The organism is Marivirga sp. (assembly GCF_035704835.1).
Taxonomy (GTDB): Bacteria; Bacteroidota; Bacteroidia; order Cytophagales; family Cyclobacteriaceae; genus Marivirga.
Map to the genome: position 1 here is coordinate 26,642 of NZ_DASSWQ010000022.1, position 19,659 is coordinate 46,300.

Below are 19,659 nucleotides of genomic sequence, written 5' to 3' on the forward strand. Positions count from 1 at the left end.
TCACTATTCAATACCCATTACTCCGCTTCCATATAATCCAAAGTCAAATTAATAAAAGCTTTAACACCAGTTAGCATTCCACTTTCGTCTATATAAAAATCAGGAGTATGATGTCCTCCTAAGGGCTGACCTTCTGGTTCCATTTCTGGTCTTCCTCCGATAAAGAAATACAAGCCTGGGATTTCATTTTGGAAATAAGAAAAATCTTCTGCTCCAGTAACTGCTTTCATCAAATGTAGCTTTTCTTTTCCAACTGTTTTCTCCAAAGAAGAAGCCATTTTCTGAGTCAATTCTGGTTGATTGTAAGTTAGTGGTGCATTTTCTTCTATGATTACTTCCACTGTTGCTCCAGCTATTTCAGCTATGTTTTCAGCTGTCAACTTAATTTTTTCATGAATCATTTCCCTCATGCTTTCATCCAAAGTTCTGATGGTTCCCTCCAACATGGCCGTTTCAGGAATAATATTAAATCTGTTTCCAGCTTTCATGATTCCAACAGTTACTACAGCTGCTTCTTTGGTCAATTCAGCATTTCTAGATACGATGTATTGCAAACTATTAATAATTTGAGCAGAAACGGCTATTGGGTCAACACTTGCCCATGGCGTAGAACCATGCGCTTGCTTTCCTTTTATATTGATTGTAAATCTATCGGAAGCTGCCATGATTCCTTCTGACTTATATTTAATATGGCCAACGGTGGTGCCTGCATTAATGTGCAATCCAAAAATTGCATCTACATCAGGATTTTTTAGTACGCCTTCTTCCACCATCATTTTAGCTCCTCCCCTTTCTCCTGCCGGAACTCCTTCTTCAGCAGGTTGAAATATAAATTTGATAGTGCCAGGTATATCTTCTTTCATTTCACTGAAAACTTCTGCAACACCCATCATAATGGCAATATGCGTATCGTGACCGCAAGCATGCATCACGCCTGTTTCCTGACCATTATAATCAGTAACTACTTCAGATTTAAAAGGTAAATCATTTCGCTCAGTTACAGGTAAAGCATCAATATCAGCTCTTAAACCAACTACAGGTCCTGGCTTACCTCCCTTTAGAATAGCCACTACTCCGGTGTGAGCTACCCCGGCTTCGACCTCTAAACCTAAGCTTTTTAAGTGCTCTGCGATTTTCTCACCCGTTTTATATTCCCTGTTTGATAATTCTGGATTTTCGTGAAAATGTCTTCTCCATTCGATTACCTTTTCTTCAATATCATCGGCTTTGTCCAATGCTATTTTATGTAAGTCCTGCGAGAAGGAAATAGCAGGAAGAATAATTAAGGCAAATAGAATTGTAACTAACTTTTTCATAGAAATCTGATTTTTGTCAAGCTTAAATATATTGAAATAATTTAAAGAATGAGAGAAAATATGAACAACCTAAAAACAAAGCATCAAAGAGGTAAAAAGATATGAAAAAGTCTTATCTCTTTGGTTAGCTATTCGCATATTTTAAATTGCTTCGTTCCTCGCAATGACGGTTATTACTATCAATATCAGTTAATAACAGACTTTGATTGCTTTTATCGTCATTGCGAATCCCTTTAGGGTGAAGCAATCTTAAGTTAGTTCTTTGATACCCTAGATTGCTTCGTTCCTCGTAATGACGGTAATTACTTACAATTTAAGTATATGCTAGACCAAATTTTCCTTTGTCCTGTCTTTGTGTAGCCTTTGCTCGCGCTAGCAATTTATTTCAATCTCGTTTAAAAGCCAGTTTGGAATCGGTAGAATCATTTTCATCAAAAGAATAGCCATCCAAATCGAAGCCTTTCAAATCTTCAACTTTCTCGATTTGGTTTTTGACGATATATTTGGCCATTAAGCCCCTGGCTTTCTTAGCGAAGAAAGAAATGATTTTATACTTCCCGTTTTTGAAATCTTTGAATTCGATATCAATTATTTCAAAATCTTTTTTCAATTCTTTCTTATTCACCGATTTAAAATATTCATTGGAAGCCAGATTAATCAATATTTTGTCACCTTGGGATTTAATATCTTTTTTAAGCTGGTCTGTGATTTTGTCACCCCAAAAATCATAAAGATTATTGCCTTCGTCTGTTGCAAGCTTCGTTCCCATTTCCAATCTGTAAGGCTGAATTAAATCCAAAGGCCTCAATAAGCCATATAGACCTGATAAAATTCGGATATGCTGCTGCGCATAATCATGCTCTTCATGTGTGAAATCTTCCGCTTCCATTCCTTGATAAACGTCTCCCTGAAAAGCTAAAACTGCTTGTTTAGCATGTTTTGGCGTGCGCTTTTTAAAGTTATCATAGCGTTCAACATTCAATTGAGCCAATTTATCACTAATACTCATCAACTCCTGAACTTCTTCTTCCGATTTGGTTTTAAGCACTTCAATCAATTGATTGGTTTCTTCATTAAAACGTGTATTTGTACTTCTTATATCAAATTGCTTCTCAAAATCCAGGCTTTTCGCTGGTGACAATATTGCTATCATAGTTTTTTCTTATTTTGAATTATAAACTTTGCACTTTTGAAAATGTTACAAATGAGATCCTAGAATCAAGAATCTAGAGTCAAGACTCTATTTCTGCTTTTAAGTTTTGGTCCATGTTACTCAATAGTATCGAGTAGGTAGATTTTCATGCCTTTCTGACTATCGTAATTAACCTTTTACGCCACATCGTTAACTGTAACCCTAAAAAATAACCTTGGTTATTTTCTTTATGTTCTTTTGTTACTTTTGTTACTTTTGTTACTTTTGTGGTAGTAATGTACAACTGTAAATAGGAAAAGAAAACATTACTCTTTACCACAAAAGAGACAAAAGAAAACAAAAGGTTTTTCGCTGTAGCGAAAAACTAATTAAGGAAATTCCCTTAACTTAATAGAATTTTTTGGGCTAGGGGGCTTTGTACCTGACTTTCATCTCCTCTGGAATCCGTTTGGGCCTTTTGCTTTTAGCATCTAGTAAACACCAGAAAGTTCTAGCTTCGGCTTTAGTTTGGTTAGTTTCAGGATTGAATATTCTGGTCATCCTTTCAGATTTTACGCCTTCCATAGAAGCTACCCAAGTTTCAGCCACAATTTTCTCATTTGGCTTGATTTCCTTTTTATAATCTATTTCATGTCTTAAAGCCACCCATAAATTGATTTCATTATTATCCTGACCTGAAATATGTTTCCAATGAGCTTCAGCTACATCTTGTACCCATTGCAAATAGACCACATTATTAATATGTCCCATTGTGTCAAAATCAGAGGCTTTAGGGTTTATTTCGATTTGAAATTTGTTCATTTGAAGACGATTGAACTGTTTGCTTTTAGGTTTCCATTTTGAATATTTTCTTCTCCAAAGAGAATTTCTTTTGGCATTATTTTTAAAGATTGTGAGTTGGATGATAAATTATGAATAACATGGACTTTTTCATCTCCTAAAACTCTGGAGAATGCCAATAAATTAAAATTTTGATTATTGAATTCTTCAATTTCACCTTTAGTCAGGACTTCACTACTGTTTCTCAATTGAATCCATTTATAGTAATGATTCCATAGGGAATTGGGATTTTCAATTTGTTGGCTTAAAGGATGAACTGATTTCTCTAATGTAAATTTAGGTTCCATCCAGCTTGTTCTCAAACTATCATTTTCAGCATTGGTCCATAAAAATGGTTCTCTGATATTAGGGTCTGGTTTTTTACCCAACATCCCGATTTCTTCACCATAATAGATATAGGGCGTACCAGGAAGCGTAAATAGAATGGAAGCTGCCATTTTAGCTTTCTTAATATCTCCTTTGAAATTACTCATCACACGGTTCTGGTCATGATTACTCAAGAAAATAGCATCCTTATAATCATCAGTAGCTGATTTAAAAACTTCTCTTTGCTTAATCAAACGACTTACTAAATCTTCATTTTCTAAATTCACCCATTTAGGCCCTTCTATTGTAGCCGCAACATCCTTACCTTGCATAACAGACTGCTGAATACTCCCAGCCAAGTCAAAATTAAAAAGTGCTGGCAATCCCTTAGCAAATTCTTTTACAATTTCAGAGGAAGCCCAAACCTCTCCTACCAAATAAACATCTGGTTTGATTTTGCGCATCTCATCTCTATATTCCTGCCAAAATTCGTAGGAATCCTTCAATCTATCATCGGGAAAAATATGTTTGGCGGCATCCAGTCGAAATCCATCCACTCCTACATCCTCCAACCAAAATCTTCCGATATCATAAATTTCCTCTCTTACTTTTGGATTATCGAAATTCAAATCAGGCATACCTCCCCAAAAGAAACCGTAATAATGTTCTTTCTCTTTTTGATTATCTACCGCATGCCATTGGGTGATATTATCTGAATCCTGACTGACTTCTTTTTTGGCTATTTGATTGGCTATGCTGTCTCTGTCCGCCCAAACATAAAAATCTCTATAAGGATTATCCTTTCCTTTTTTAGCTTCCAAAAACCATGGGTGTTCGGCTGCTGTGTGATTTATAATCATGTCAATCACCACTTTGATATTTCTTTTGTGCGCTTCGGAAAGAAAAGTTTTAAAATCCTCCATGGTTCCATAATCCGGATGTATAGCCTTATAATCGGTAACATCATATTTATGGTAGCTTGGAGAAGGCATAATGGGCATCAGCCAAACTGCAGAAACTCCTAATTCCTCAAGATAATCCAGCTTTTGAGTAGCTCCTTTAAAATCACCTATGCCATCATCATTGCCATCCGCCCAAGATTGAATGAAAATTTCATACGCTACCCCATCAGGAAATTCTGCAGAGGATTTAGCTTCAGGTTCATTCATATTTTTCTGATTACAAGAATATAAAATTAACAATAGGGTAAGATAGGGAAATGTTCTGATAGGCTTCATGAAATGGGGTTTTGAAAATATAGCTTGAAAATTTCTTTATATGTAAAAATAGCTTTTATTCGATTCGTGAAAAATAATTTATTTGATTATCTTTCATAATGAAATTTATGCTTCTATGCTAACCAAAGAAGCAGTTGAAAAATCAATTAAAAATTTACATGACTCATTCACGATTGATGAACTCATTGAGCAATTGATATTTATTGAAAAACTAGAAGAAGGAATAAAGCAATCAAATGAAGAGAAGACAGTTTCTACTGAAGATGTAAGAAAAATGATTGATAAATGGTCAGATTAGTTTGGACAGAAATATCAACAAAAGACTTAAAAGAAATTTATGATTATATAGCTGAGAACTCTATCAGTTATGCATCAATCACAGTTAGTAAAACATACAACAAAACTCAAAAAATACCTTGAAATCCGGTTTTAGGTGGTATTGTTCCAGAAGTTAATACCAAAACCATAAGGGAAATAATAAGTGGGAATTATAGAATTATTTATATAATAAAAAGTGATGAACAAATAGACATTCTAAGAATCTATCATTCTGCTCGACTATTAAAGTAAAGCGAAAATATTCTAAAAAAAGTATACAATAAAAAGCGATAATAAAGCAAGCTTTCTGACTTTTTCAGACGTTCCTAACAAATACAGGTTGAGTAACATTCGAGAATATATGGCGTCTTTTTACGTTCATAATTTCATGCTGAGTAAAATTACTTTCCATTAAGTTTCTGAAAACAGATTTAATAAAAAAAGCACAAGCTTTCGCCTGTGCTCCTCAGTCTTGATTTTAGACTCTAGGTTCTAGATTCTATCGATTATGCCATTTTATTCAAGCAATTCAATTCTTTAAATGCTTGTTTCAAACGCACAATCATGCTTTCCTCTCCTTTTCGTAACCAAGTTCTAGGATCATAATATTTTTTATTAGGTGCATCTGGATCATCAGAAGTACCTATTTGCATTTGCAATCTGTCTTCATTGTCATTGTAATAATTTCTAACACCATTCCAGAATGACCATTGCATATCCGTGTCGATATTCATTTTTACCGCACCATAGCTGATTGCTTCTTCGATTTTTTCTGGCTCAGAACCAGAACCACCATGAAATACAAATAAAACCGGCTTATCGCCTGTATTATGTTTCTTTTGAATGTGGTCTTGAGAATTTTTCAATATATCAGGACGTAATTCAACATTACCTGGCTTATACACCCCGTGAACGTTACCAAATGAAGCAGCAATAGTAAAGTTATCACTGATCTCTTTCAATTGCTCATACGCATAAGCGACCTCTTCTGGTTGAGTATATAATCTACTACTGTCAACTCCAGAATTATCTACACCATCTTCTTCTCCACCAGTTATTCCTAATTCAATTTCAAGATGCATGCCTATTTCAGACATTTGCTTCAAATATTTTTTACAGATTTCAATATTTTCTTCCAAAGGCTCTTCTGAAAGGTCAATCATATGAGAGCTGAATAATGGCTTACCATGCGTTTTATAAAATTCTTTACCAGCTTCCAGTAGTCCATCAATCCATGGCAATAATTTCTTGGCGCAATGGTCGGTATGCAAAATGACAGGTACACCATATTCTTTTGACATTAAATGAACATGATGCGCACCCGCAACAGCACCTGCAATTGCTGCTTTTTGATTTTCATTTGACAAACCTTTTCCGGCATTAAATGCAGCTCCACCATTTGAAAATTGAATAAATACAGGGGAATTTACATCTCTAGCAGTTTCCAAAACTGCGTTTACAGAATTATTTCCAATTACATTTACAGCGGGTAATGCATATTTATTCTTTTTAGCATGATGAAGTAAATTCATCATTTCGTCTCCGGATAATACTCCTGGTTTAGCCATGTTTTTATATTTTAAAAAGTTAAAGTTCTATTTGAATTCAAAAATGCCAATAATGGTAGAAATATAAAAATAAAGACGTGATAATGTTTTTTAAGTTTAAGAGTTGACAAGTGTACAGGTAAGCAGATTTTAAAAGTTATTGATTATTGATTCCCGATTTTTAAATCTTTCACAAAAAAAAACAGGAAGCAAAGCCTCCTGCATTTCGTTTTATGGTTGTATATGAAGAAGAAAAAAATTAATCAATATCCGTTATTCTGTTCCAACTCTAGATTGGCAGCCAAATCAGTAGCTGGAATTGGGAAAATTTCCAAATGTTCGCTAATTGAAGCTCCATCAATATTATTTCCTTTCCATGGCCATAAATATTCGCCTCCTGTATAAACTCCAAAACGAATTAAATCGACTCTTCTATGACCTTCCCAATAAAGCTCTCTTGCTCTTTCATCTAATATGAAATCCAATGTTAAATCTGCAATGGTAATATTTCCTGAATTATCTCCATAAGCTCTTTCACGAAGCTCATTTATCAAATTTACAGCTGTGGCTTCGCTACCTCCTCCACCTCTTAACACTGCTTCAGCATACATCAAATAAACATCAGCTAATCGAAATAAAGGATAATCTGTATCTGCAAATTCAATGTTACTACCTGGTTCACCTTCAGTGGTAAGATTAGTATATTTAGGAACAGCATAGCCTTCAGTAAATACCGTTAAATCAGCAATTTCTAATGATTGTCCATCAGTAAAAAATATTGCTCTGCTATCTATATCGCCAGTTTCATCAGGAAATTTTTGAACCAAATTTTTGGTGGTTCTTAATCCAGCCCAAGCACCACTAGTACCATAATTGGAAGCTACCATATTCCCACCAATTGCTCCGTTTATTAAGAAAGTAGCACCACCGTAACTCTGCGTCTGAATCCCATCTGCAGGTAGTGTAAAAATCAATTCATTACTTGTATGATTATCTGCTCTAAAATTCAATTGATAGTCATCTTCAATGGTATATGGACCATCCAATATCTTTTCTAAAGCAGTAATAGCTTGAGTATAGTAGCTGTTACCAGTGTAAACTTCACCATTCAAATATAATTTAGCTTGCATCATCCAAACTGCCGCCTTATCTGCTCTTCCATATTCATTTTGCTGTGGATCTGGTAATTCATTTTCGATTGCCTGCAATTCACTTTCGATAAAATCGAATATATTTTGAGGGCTTGTTTGAACAGGGAAATCTGCAGTGATTTGAGTGACCAATGGTATATTTCTAAATAAATCTAGCGCATGCCAATAAGCCATTGCTCTTAAAAATCTAACCTCACTACGATAAGCTTGAGCCAAGGCAAATTCCTCCTCATTGTAGCCATATTCAGCTAGTAAATCGTCTGTACTTTGCTCTAAGAAGTCATTACTGTATGAAATAATAAGAAATAATCTGTAATACAAAACTTTTACAAACTGATTATCAGATGACCAAGTATGTGTGTTTAAATCTTGAATTCCAGCATCTTGCCAAGCAATAACCGCTTCATCAGTAGTCAGTTCTTGCGCCTTCCAATAAGCTCTTATATAAGAAGTAAATCCTTCATCATTAACCAACGCTAAATCGGCATCGCCTGCCGGTCCTTGTTGACCAGTTAAGCTATAGGAAGCATAAATCTTTGCTAGATATCTTTCAAGATTATTTACATCCTGAAAGGCAATATTTCCTGTATCTCCATATTCAGGTCTTAAATCCAGATCAGTACATGAAAGGATAAGCCCCATTAAAACTATGTATATAAATTTCTTCATTTTCTTTTAATTAAAATTGTGCGTTTACTCCGAAAATAAATGCTGTTGAAGGTGGATAAATATTATTATCAATTTCAACCTCTGGGTCCAAGCCACTATAACCAGAAATCGGTATCATATTTTGAACTGTTGTATATAATCTTAGTCTAAATTCTTTTATCTGATTTACATTATATCCAAGAGTTAGATTGTCGAGTTTTAAAAAATTACTGCTTTCTATATAATAATCAGATAATAATTGTCTATTCTCAAAACCTGTTTCAATGACTGACTCATGGACATTATTTAAAATTTGATTCTCTGATAATCTTCCGTACCAGCCATTTGCCGAAGCAGTATTATTGTAAGTTTGCCCTCCAAATTTAGCTCTTAAAGTCAGATTGATATCGAAATTACCATATCGAATATTAGAACTTAAGTTGGTGAAAATAGGATGTATAGCCACTCCCTGTGTTTGCAAGTCATCTTCATTAATTAAACCATCACCATCCAGATCTTCATAAATACTATTTGTTGCACCTGTCAAAGGATTTCCTGCATCGTCATAGAGATGATTATAGGAAAGGAAAGTAGAAAATGGCTGACCCACTTTTAAAACTTGAATTGTTCTACCAATATCACCTGTAATACCCCCCACTTGAATACCAGGGCTATCTTCATTGATCTCATTATTAAGCTTAACAATTTTATTTTGATTGTAAGTAAAGTTATAATTCAAATCCCAGCTGAAGCGATCCTTATCTATTGCGATAAAGTTCAATCCCAGTTCAATACCTTTATTATTCATAATTCCGATATTCGTCACCACTCTGTCTCCAACATTGGTTCCGGCAGCTACTGGAACATTATATAATAATTGGTCAGTAGTTTTATCATACACATCCAAATTACCTGATAATCTTCCTTTCAATACAGAGAAATCAATTCCAATGTTAGTGGAAATTAATCTCTCCCATTGTATGTTAGGATCTACTGCCTCGGGTCTAAGTAGTTGAATATATTCATCACCAAATTGATATGTGGCACTTGCATCACTCAAATAATAAAATTTATCATAAATATAATTATCTATCCCACTTTGATTACCCGTTTGGCCCCAGCCAACTCTTAATTTCAAATCACTGAAAACACCTGTCAATCTTTGGAAAAAATCTTCTTCGATTAATCTCCAACCTAGAGCTGCAGAAGGGAAAAACCCATATTTGTTACCAAAACCAAATTTTGTGGAACCATCCAAACGACCTGTTAGGGTTAATAAATATCTATCGTCATAGGAATAATTTACCCTACCAAAATAAGATTGTAATTGATTGGTGACTGGAACAGCCCTATATAAATCAATAAAATCTCTTGGGATTACAGTCGGGTCATTAAAGCCTTTGCTATCATCTGTTAAATTGATTCCTTCATAACCCGTTGTCTCACTAAACACTTCCTGAAATTCATATCCACCTAAAAGGTCAATATCATGAGTCCCAAAAGATTTATTATAATTTAATGTAGTAAACAAAGTGCTTGTATAAGCATTATTTGTTGTTCGTTGCAAGTACCCATCTCTATTGTCATTTCTCAAGGAAAATGGCTCAAACACTTTATTTAATCCATTTCTTAAATCATAGGAACCTGTTGCACTTAAAGTTAGTCCATCAATGCCAGGGATTCTCAAATCAAAATTTATGGCATTAAATGACCGTCTGTTTTCTCCTATGCTTTGCGTCTGATTTATTGTAGAAACAGGATTAATAGGGTCAATTGAAGCTACATCCCACTCGTAATATCCACCATATTGTTCTGCTTCTGGGTCGTAAACAGGTCTGGTAGGATCAAATGAAACGGCCGTCCCCACCACATTTGGTTTATACTGGTCATTTGTTAAAGCATTTTTAGTATTGAAAGTAATGTCTAAATAGTCATTTAAAACCGAAGTCTTTAAACGCATACTTAAGCGAGTAACCTGATTTCTATCTCCTTTTATCACTTCTTGATTATCCATATGATTTATAGAAACCAGGTAGTTTATTTTTTCGGTTGCACCTCTGAAGGATAAATTATGATTTTGACTTAAAGTATTTCTTGTTACCTCATTAAACCAATCGGTATCACTTTCTCCAAGTCTATTTGTATTTTGAGGGCTGAACTGACGAATGGCATTTCTAAAATTTTGAGTACTTAAAAAGTCTGGTTCTCTTAAAATCTCAGAAAAAACAAATGACCCATCATAGGTAACCGTATTTTGACCTATCTTGCCTGATTTGGTGGTATATAAAATTACACCAGCCGCTCCTCTGGACCCATAAATTGCGGTAGCTGAGGCATCTTTTAAAACCGTAACACTCTCAATATCAGAAGGATTTATGAAGTTATTTGCATTTCTGTTTCCACTACTTCCTGTATTATCAATTGGGACACCATCCACTACAATTAAAGGTTGTGCTTGGGCATTTAAAGACCCTCTACCTCTAATTGTGATACCTGCACCACCTGCTCGAGTATTTCCAGGAGTAACATCAACCCCTGCTATCTTACCTGCTATTAATCGCTCAGGACTTGCAATCTGTCCTCTGTTAAAAGACTCCTCTTTTACGGTGCTAACCACACCAGTTACATCTTTCTCTTCTTGCTCTCCATAACCAATCACCACCACTTCTCCTAATTGAGAAATATCTTCCTGCATTTCTACATTAATAACAGAACGATTTCCTACTTCAATTTCCTGATTTTCATAGCCAATAAATGAAAATATCAAGATGTCATTTACATCAGCTTGAAGCTTAAATTCACCATCCAGATTTGTAGTAGTTCCATTTGAAGTTCCTTTAATCATAATACTAGATCCTGGCAATGGTTCCCCAGTTTTGGAATCCGTTACTTTACCTGATACCGTTGCATCTTGAGCTTGTAATTGAAAAGCGGCTAGAATCATCAAGCAAATGGAAAATATCCACTTGAAAGAAACTACCCCTTTCCTTTTAGGTGGCTCACACATTGAGTTTGTATAATTTTGATTCATATCTCGATATATTTAAGAAATTAAAACTTTATGATTTTTTGTTGTACTTGGGTATTCTGAATTTGATAGTTCAAAAGATAAATTCCTGATTCTAAATGGGATATATCAAGCAAATATTGATGATTTGACTGCTCCACTTTGATAGGAATTGATTTCCCTTCCAAATTCGTAATCAATATATTTTGTAATTCATCAGGTGATTCAATGAATAACTGATTTTGAGCCGGATTTGGAAAAGCAATAACCTTATTCTCAATTTGGGTGATTTCATTAGCTAATACGATATCTGCTTGTTGACCTTCCTCAAGGTAATTTTCAATAGGTTCACTCGTTAAGATCCTGAACTCTCCAGCTATCAAATTCATATTGACCTCAGTTCCAACTTCAACCTCATTACCTGTGAAGTAATCATACCAAATACCTCCTTGAATAATTTGCTCATCAAAAATTTGAGTAGTATTACTAAAATTACTTACGAACACAATTTTTACATCTTCATTATTATATCTAGCCCATTTTAAATCTCCACTTGAAGACCATTGAAAATTATCTTTATTCAAATAATCTGTTCTTGTTTTTAATTTGATTAAGCTTTGATAGACTTGAAAAAGCTTATTTCTTTCCGGGTCATCTAAATATTCCCATCTGGTAGGCTTAACACCTAACCTGTCATTATTCAGTTCTTCATCATAGCCAAACTCACCAAATTGCCAGATCATTTTGGGACCAGGAACCAAGAAAAATAAAGCGGCATTCAACTTTAACCTTTGCATCTGCTTTGCTAAGCTTTGATTAGAGCTGTTTTTCAAATCCCATGCAACTCTTTCTTCATCATGACTTTCCATGTATCCAATCACATGAGGCTGCTCCCATCCTTTAACTTCATAACTCAAGCCACTAACATTAGCACTATTTCCTTTTGCCAGCCTTCTAAAATTATGATTTTCATTGCCCCAAAGCATCATACCATAATTGGCTAGCTCCCTTTCTTCTCTATTTTCCGCAAAATGTTCTAAAATCACATACGAATCTGGAGATACCGACCATTGAAAGTCAGCCAGTCGTTTCAATAATGCAATTCTGCTCGGATCGTAAGAACCCCAGCCGCCAACATCTCCTAATGTATTTTTCTGAGTAAAGCCTTTCGATAAGTCATATCTATAACCATCTACATGATATTCTTCCAACCAATAAGCTACTACCCTATCTACATAATATTGGGTATACTCACTTTCATGGTTCATATCATAGCCTACATTGAAATCGTGGCGCGCACTGGTATTAAACCAAGGGTTTTGAGAAGTAGGATTTCCATAATCTCCTTGATTATATAATCGTGCCAATGAATTTCTTCCGAACTGATGATTTAATGCTATATCTAAAATTATAGCTATGCCTCTACTATGAGCTTCATTTACCAAGGTTTTGAAATCGTATTCTGTTCCATAATATTTATCTAAAGCTAGCATGGCATATGGATTATACCCCCAACTAAGGTTACCTTCAAATTCCATTACAGGCATAAATTCAATAGCATTGATCCCAAGTTCCTCTAAATAATCAAGTCTGTCAGTTACAGCATCATAAGTTCGCAAATCAGTGAAATCTCTAATGAGTAATTCGTAAATCACTAAATCCTCATTGGCAGGTTTTTGAAAACTATCATCAGTCCAAGGAAATTGCGGTTTATTGGTTTGTATATATCCTACTGCATGAGATGTTTTTCCTGAAGGATAAGGCATCAAATCAGGATACCTATTGTCATTGATAATTTCAGGATCATCATATTCAGAGCCAATTTTTTCAGTAGATGGATCAGCTATAGCGATTTCTCCATCTACCAAATATTGGAATTGATATTCTTGTCCAGGTGTCAAACCTGTAATTTCAATCCAAAATTGATCTCCATCATTTTTCATTAAATATTGATCAGAAAGGCTCCAGTCATTAAAAGTGCCAATCACAAATACATTATCTTTATTGGGAGCTGTTAATACCAAATGAACAGAAGTGTCATCTTCCCCATAATTGATACCATCTTGCAAACCAGCTGGAAGCGGTTCATTGGAAACGGTAGGGTTGACTATATATGAATAATTGAAGGTTTCCGATTCAGTTCCATTGCTAGCAACAATACTTAATTCATGAGAGAAACCATCGTCTATCACAGTATGCTGATAAGTAAATTGGGTTATTCCAGATTCTTCATATTCTAGATTCCCATCTACAAAAAATTGATATTGGGCAGCTTCTGAAGAAGATAACTCGATATTAATAATGTCATTGGTTTCATAAAAACCATAATTTCCTGAAGGAGAAGCAATATTCACTGAAAATCCTTGGCTTACTTCAGTGATGAAATCTTCGGTTTGACCGTCAGACCAATCATTGCCTTTCAAAAGCATTCCTATTTCAGATATATCTTCAGCGTTTTGGTCGAAAAATGTCGTAGGAGTTAATGAAATACGGAAAAGGGTTTGTCCATTTTCATTTAGTTTTTCAAGTTTTGCTTGATCTGTTGCTTCTGGATCAGAATCAGCTGGGTTAATATTGGAAGGAGCGTTTGTAGTAGTATTACCTGGTAACCACATCCACATATAAGCTTCACCTAAAGAAGCTAGGCTTGTGCCGGTTACATTGTAAGTAATGATGATTTCCTCATCCGAAGCAAAGAATTCAGGCTCAATGGTAGGCTGTATATCTGCATTTTGAGCAAATGTGGCGAATTGCAGAAATAGAAGTGATAATATGAGTAAGAATTTATTCATAAATAAAGTTTGATAAGAAATAAGAAAAAGAATGAGACAAGATTGCCTCATTCTTTTAAGATTAGAATTTATTATTCAATGGTAGCTGCGTAATTCTCACCATCAAATGATAAGGTTACAGTATAAGTACCTGCAGCATCTACACTTAAATTATCACCACCAGCATTTAATGCAGTTGGATCACCACCTAAGTTGAAATCCCAGCTGTCACCAGCTCTAAATTTATACTCTCCACTGAACTCTCCTGTTAAAGTGTAGGTTGTCACACCTTCTACAAAACCATCTGTAGCCATGTCAGCATCAACATCCCAACTTGCTGATGGAGATCCTTCACCTACAACTCCCCAACCTGTGGCTGTCATAGTTGAAATCCAAGTATCGCCTTCATCTGCAGTAGTCAAAGTGATATAATATGCTCCAGCTTCTGGCGCTAATATATCTGCACCATTTACTGCAAGAGTAGCTTCTGAACCGTCAGCTGGTAATGTTCCGCCAATATTAAATGCCCAGTCGTCATTGGTTCTGAACTTAAATCTTCTATCACCATCATCAACACTTGTTTCACCAAAATAAACTACACCTACCCATTTATGAACGCCTTCATTTAAACCTACATAATGTAAATTTCTATCAGCATCAAATCCATTGGCATTTGCACTTCCGATAATTCCAAATTGGTATTCTGCAGGATCAAAAGTGATTTCTTCAGCCTCACCAGTTTTATTAAACTCAACAAATGCACCACCATCATTTTGTAGCTCAACGTTTATAGTATAGATACCATCTTCTTGAGCAAATGGTATATCACTACCGCCAGCTACAAGGGCATCTGCAGAACCTCCATAGTTAGTAAAAGCTACGTATCCTGTTTCAGCTTCATTTGTTCTAATTATCTTCCACCCATTATTAATACGAAGTTTATAATTATCATTTTGTCTAATTTCAACTCCTGTAACTTCGAAAACAAAGCCATCTTCAGGATTTGAAGAAACAACGTCCATTTCAACATCTGACCATCCAGAAGGAGCACCAATAAATGAAACCTTTTGAACTTCCATTACTATTAGTTCAGTTGTAGTTTCATCATATGAAATTTTGAAAAACCCATCATTTGCAATATTAACTGCTGCACCTTCACTTTCTAATAAACCTAATTGATAACCATCAAATGGCTCTTCACCAGCATTTACTAAATCTTCTACTTCAACTTTAGAAAGTGATCCTCCTAATGTAGATGTTACTTCCTTACTTTCAACTTTTTGTATTTCGTAGTCTCCTGCTTCTAAAAACACATAGTTACCAAAAAAACCAGTTCTATCAGTTGGTGCATTTCCTTCACCTTCAACTTTTTCAGGCAATAAAGCTTTTTCTGCTACTGGTTCTTCACCCTCTACTACAAAATAGTAGCCATCGGCTACATTTATGCCTTCAGTAACATCAATGGTAGGCTCGTCTTCTTCACATGAGACCATAAACACTGATGCGGTCAGCAACAATGCTAGGCTCCATAATTTTGTTAAGTTTTTCATAATTTAATTGTTTAAAGTTTACTTAATTTTACAGGTTTAGAAATCGTCTTAGAAATTTGTTGCACAACTTCATTAACCACTATTCAAGTTTACAAGAAGAATACTCCTCATGATAGTTTAATAATATATTTTTTAACGCAATCGGTTGCGCAATCGTTTGCGTAAACAAGTAATTTTATCGATTTTTGGTGTTTTATAAAATATTCATTCAGATAGTCACGATTCTATCTATATTTTCTATTGAAAACTAAGAATCTTGAGAAATAAAAATTCGAAAATTCGATAGAAATAATACTTTTAAGAACTACTATGAAAAAAACTAATGTTACTATAAAAGATATTGCAAAAGAGTTAGGTGTTTCTCCATCAACCGTTTCCAGAGCTCTTAAAGATCATCCTGATATAGGCCAAGAAACTAAAAAAGCAATTAATGAATTAGCTAAAAAGCTAAATTATCAACCTAATACGGTTGCATTGAGTCTAAGGCAAAGCAAAACCAACACTTTAGGAGTAATCATTCCTGAAATCGCCCACTTCTTTTTTTCAGCTGTAATCAGCGGAATTGAAGACATTGCGCATAATGCTGGTTATCATGTTATTATTACGCAGTCTAATGAATCTTTCGAAAGAGAAGTCATGAATACTAAAGCGCTCTTCAATTCTAGAGTTGACGGTATTTTAATGTCAGTTTCCAGAGAAACAGAGCGTTATGAGCATTTGCAGAGTTTGTTAGATTATGAAGTTCCATTAGTATTTTTCGATAGAATTATTGATTCCCTCAATGCTTGCAAAGTAATTGTAAATGATGAGCAGGGGGCTTATGAAGCCACCACTCACCTTATTGAACAAAGTTGCTACAGAATAGCCCATTTAGCAGGACCTCAAAATTTAGCTATTAGTAAAAATAGATTGAATGGATATAAAGCTGCTTTGGCAGACAATCGATATATGATTGATGAGAACCTGATAAAAGTTTGCGGACTAGGCACTTTTGAAGAAGCGGAATCCATCACCAATGAAATATTAGATTATCGGTTTCCACCTGATGCCATTTTTGCTAACAATGATGTAGCAGCATATGGTGCTATGATGGCCATTCGGAAAAGGAAATTAAGGATTCCAGAAGATATTGCCATTGTAGGCTTTAGCAATTGGCGTTTTTCCAGTCTTATCCAGCCTGCTTTATCTTCAGTAACCCAACCCGGTTTTAAAATGGGGCAAGAAGCTACTCGACTACTCATGAAACAAATCAACAAGTCTGAAGATGAAGAGAGCATTACGGAAACCATCTCTTTAAAAACCAATTTGGTGGTTAGAGAATCTTCTAAGAAGATTTAAACAGAATCTACTCTTTCAATATTGGTCAATCTTATATTAGTTTATTTTTGCAACCAAAAAAAAGTGGAATAAAACTACTATATTTATTTTTTTACTATAATAAGATTTCATTTTCCTGCCGACACCCAATCCCCACAAACAACACCATTGAAGTCCCCTCCAATGCTATTAAGCTAAGGAGATTTCATTAACGAGTTTTTTCGCTTTAGCGAAAAAACCTTTTGTTTTCTTTTGTTCTTTTGTGGTTAAAAAAGAATAGTTGTTAGTCTGTACCAACGTTAGCAAATTTCCACCACAAAAGATACAACAGAATACAAAGGAAAATAACCAAGGTTATTTTTTAGGATTACTGTTAAGGACGTGGCTTCAAAGCTTAACTAAATAGCATTGAATTTCCACTCAAGGAGACAGTCTCACAGATTTATCCCATCAGAAAATAATAAGCTTATCACTATTTTCTACTTTAGCAAAAGTATTATTATCTCTTTTGATGTTCAGTTGCAAAATTGCGCAAACTTGACAAAGTTACAAATCGTAAACCTGTAGCACACCCACACATTTTTGGTTTTCAACCACCAAAAGTGTATTGATTTTACGTTCCATCATCAATTCCTCAGCTTTTTTCAATTTCATCTCCTTATCAATGGAAATCGGTGATTTTGTCATGATGTCTTTTGCTTTAAGACTTAAAAATGATTCTTTTTGAGCATTCATTCCCCTTCTTAAATCACCATCGGTTATTACGCCTATTAATATTCCGTTATCTTCTACAATTGCTAAACCTAGCCTCCCATTTGAAATAGTATGAATTACTACATCCATATCGCTATGTGAATTAATAACAGGCAAATCAGATGAACGCATAACATCACGTACTGTCATTAATAATCTTCGACCCAGAGAACCTCCCGGATGGAATAAAGCAAAATGTTCAGGTTTAAAATCACGTTCCTTCATCAAGGCCACGGCTAATGCATCGCCCATTACCAAAGTTGCAGTAGTGGAAGAAGTGGGTGCCAAATCGAGTGGACAAGCTTCCTGTTCAACATGAACATTTAGGTGAAAATGCGTGTTTTTAGCTAAAGTGGATTCAGGATTCCCGCTCATGCCAATAATTTTATTACCATTTCGCAAGAAAAAAGGTATAATTTTTAGCAACTCATCCGTTTCTCCTGAATTGGAAATAGCCAAAACAACATCATTTTCTTGAATTATTCCCAAATCTCCGTGATAGGCCTCTCCAGGATGAAGAAAGAAACTAGGGGTTCCTGTGCTTGAAAATGTAGCAGCCAATTTACGTCCTATAATACCTGATTTCCCCATACCAGTGACGATGAGTTTGCCCTTACTTTCCATAATGGCGTAAATTGCTTGCTCAAAATCGGCTGTCAGTAAATTGGCTAAATCTTTTACTGATTTGGCTTCTATTGCAATAGTTTCTTTTGCTGATTCTAAAATCCTACTCATTCGGCTAACTTTTTGATTAATCCTTTCAAATCTTTCAAAAACACTTGATTTGGTCCATCGCTCCAAGCCTCATCAGGATTAGGATGTGTTTCTATAAAATATCCATTCGCACCAAATGCCTTTGCTGCCATTGCCATTCCTGGAACAAACTCTCTATTACCTCCAGTTTTGCCTCCTGCTCCACCTGGTCTTTGAACGGAATGCGTACAATCCATAATAACAGGAAATCCATGTTGTAACATATCAGGAATATTCCTAAAATCAACAATTAAATTATTGTAGCCATACATATTACCACGCTCGGTCAACATCACCTGATTGTTTCCTGCTTGCACTACTTTTTGGCTAGGATAAAGCATATCTTCTCCAGACAAAAACTGGGCTTTTTTAATATTGACAATTTTACCTGTTTCTGCTGCGGCTAACAATAAATCAGTCTGCCGACACAGAAAAGCAGGTATTTGCATAATATCTATGACATCTTCTAATAATTTTGGCTGATAAGATTCATGAACGTCAGTTGTAACGGGTAGATTGTAGGTTGTTTTGATTTCATGTAACCATTCTTTCCCTTCTTCCAATCCTGGGCCACGTTTTGCTGAAGCTGAAGTTCTGTTCGCTTTATCAAAAGACGATTTAAAAATTATTTCAACACCCAATTGATTCTTAATAGCAATTAATTCTTTGGCTACTGTGTGCAGCAAATCCATACTTTCCATTACGCATGGTCCAACAATGAAAAAGGGTTTATCGGAAGTTAATTTTTGATATAATTTTTGTGACATGTGTTTATCAAAATAAAGGTTTAGCCCTTATTAGTAAGTGTAAATGCAAAATTGCAATTTAAATGTTTTCATGAAAAAAATATTAATAGATCAAATTTTAGAAACTATCATTTATTTTTTTCATCTCACAAAATTAAATATAATCTCTGTACTTCAAAGCATATTTTGATTTGCTCTCATCTTATCCAACGCCATTGAAATTCAATGAAAATTTAGATTTCATG

At 34.9% G+C, this 19,659-nt stretch carries 13 protein-coding genes and 1 pseudogene; 3 read left to right on the forward strand and 11 right to left on the reverse strand.

Going from position 1 to position 19,659, the window contains the following annotated elements; translation table 11 throughout:
* Nucleotides 1-17: 17 nt before the first annotated feature.
* The 4 genes from VFM92_RS03520 to VFM92_RS03535 all read right to left on the reverse strand — a co-directional run bounded on the left by VFM92_RS03520 (nt 18) and on the right by VFM92_RS03535 (nt 4,853).
* Nucleotides 18-1,316, reverse strand: a complete 1,299-nt coding sequence (locus tag VFM92_RS03520; RefSeq protein WP_325120810.1) for an amidohydrolase — start codon at nt 1,314-1,316, stop codon at nt 18-20.
* A 385-nt stretch (nt 1,317-1,701) separates the two neighbouring features.
* Complete coding sequence (gene yaaA / locus VFM92_RS03525; RefSeq protein ID WP_325120811.1) at nt 1,702-2,469, reverse strand: peroxide stress protein YaaA; 768 nt, start codon at nt 2,467-2,469, stop codon at nt 1,702-1,704.
* A 405-nt stretch (nt 2,470-2,874) separates the two neighbouring features.
* A complete protein-coding gene (locus tag VFM92_RS03530) occupies nt 2,875-3,270 on the reverse strand; it encodes a thioesterase family protein (RefSeq protein ID WP_325120812.1) in 396 nt (131 codons plus the stop codon).
* Nucleotides 3,267-4,853, reverse strand: a complete 1,587-nt coding sequence (locus tag VFM92_RS03535) for an alpha-amylase family glycosyl hydrolase (RefSeq protein WP_325120813.1) — start codon at nt 4,851-4,853, stop codon at nt 3,267-3,269. Before VFM92_RS03535 ends, VFM92_RS03530 begins: the two co-directional genes overlap by 4 nt.
* A 115-nt stretch (nt 4,854-4,968) precedes the next feature.
* On the opposite strand from VFM92_RS03535, the gene VFM92_RS03540 reads away from it, so the two are divergent.
* Entirely contained in the window at nt 4,969-5,151 is a 183-nt protein-coding gene (locus VFM92_RS03540) for a hypothetical protein (protein WP_325120814.1), read from the forward strand.
* 137 nt (nt 5,152-5,288) lie between these two features.
* A pseudogene (locus tag VFM92_RS16915) lies at nt 5,289-5,423 on the forward strand (type II toxin-antitoxin system RelE/ParE family toxin); the annotation flags it as partial.
* A 254-nt stretch (nt 5,424-5,677) separates the two neighbouring features.
* Here the strand turns inward: VFM92_RS16915 and fbaA are convergent.
* From fbaA to VFM92_RS03565, 5 genes are all read right to left on the reverse strand, one after another.
* Nucleotides 5,678-6,739: a class II fructose-bisphosphate aldolase gene (gene fbaA, locus VFM92_RS03545; protein WP_325120815.1), complete on the reverse strand. Its 1,062-nt coding sequence runs from the start codon at nt 6,737-6,739 to the stop codon at nt 5,678-5,680.
* A 242-nt stretch (nt 6,740-6,981) separates the two neighbouring features.
* On the reverse strand, nt 6,982-8,538 hold the full coding sequence (locus VFM92_RS03550; RefSeq protein WP_325120816.1) for a RagB/SusD family nutrient uptake outer membrane protein: 1,557 nt from the start codon (nt 8,536-8,538) through the stop codon (nt 6,982-6,984).
* Between the two features lie 10 nt (nt 8,539-8,548).
* The gene (locus tag VFM92_RS03555; RefSeq protein WP_325120817.1) at nt 8,549-11,548 is read right to left on the reverse strand and encodes a SusC/RagA family TonB-linked outer membrane protein; all 3,000 of its coding nucleotides are present in this window, start codon (nt 11,546-11,548) and stop codon (nt 8,549-8,551) included.
* A 20-nt stretch (nt 11,549-11,568) separates the two neighbouring features.
* The gene (locus tag VFM92_RS03560) at nt 11,569-14,316 is read right to left on the reverse strand and encodes an alpha-amylase family glycosyl hydrolase (protein WP_325120818.1); all 2,748 of its coding nucleotides are present in this window, start codon (nt 14,314-14,316) and stop codon (nt 11,569-11,571) included.
* A gap of 71 nt (nt 14,317-14,387) precedes the next feature.
* Entirely contained in the window at nt 14,388-15,845 is a 1,458-nt protein-coding gene (locus VFM92_RS03565) for a hypothetical protein (protein WP_325120819.1), read from the reverse strand.
* 291 nt (nt 15,846-16,136) lie between these two features.
* Between VFM92_RS03565 and VFM92_RS03570 the strand changes: the two genes are divergently transcribed.
* Entirely contained in the window at nt 16,137-17,183 is a 1,047-nt protein-coding gene (locus VFM92_RS03570) for a LacI family DNA-binding transcriptional regulator (protein ID WP_325120832.1), read from the forward strand.
* A 525-nt stretch (nt 17,184-17,708) separates the two neighbouring features.
* On the opposite strand, the gene VFM92_RS03575 is transcribed toward VFM92_RS03570, so the two are convergent.
* Entirely contained in the window at nt 17,709-18,650 is a 942-nt protein-coding gene (locus tag VFM92_RS03575) for a KpsF/GutQ family sugar-phosphate isomerase (RefSeq protein WP_325120820.1), read from the reverse strand.
* Nucleotides 18,647-19,435 (reverse strand): 3-deoxy-8-phosphooctulonate synthase, encoded by a 789-nt coding sequence (gene kdsA / locus VFM92_RS03580; protein ID WP_325120821.1) that lies wholly within the window; start codon nt 19,433-19,435, stop codon nt 18,647-18,649. Before kdsA ends, VFM92_RS03575 begins: the two co-directional genes overlap by 4 nt.
* Between the last annotated feature and the right edge of the window lie 224 nt (nt 19,436-19,659).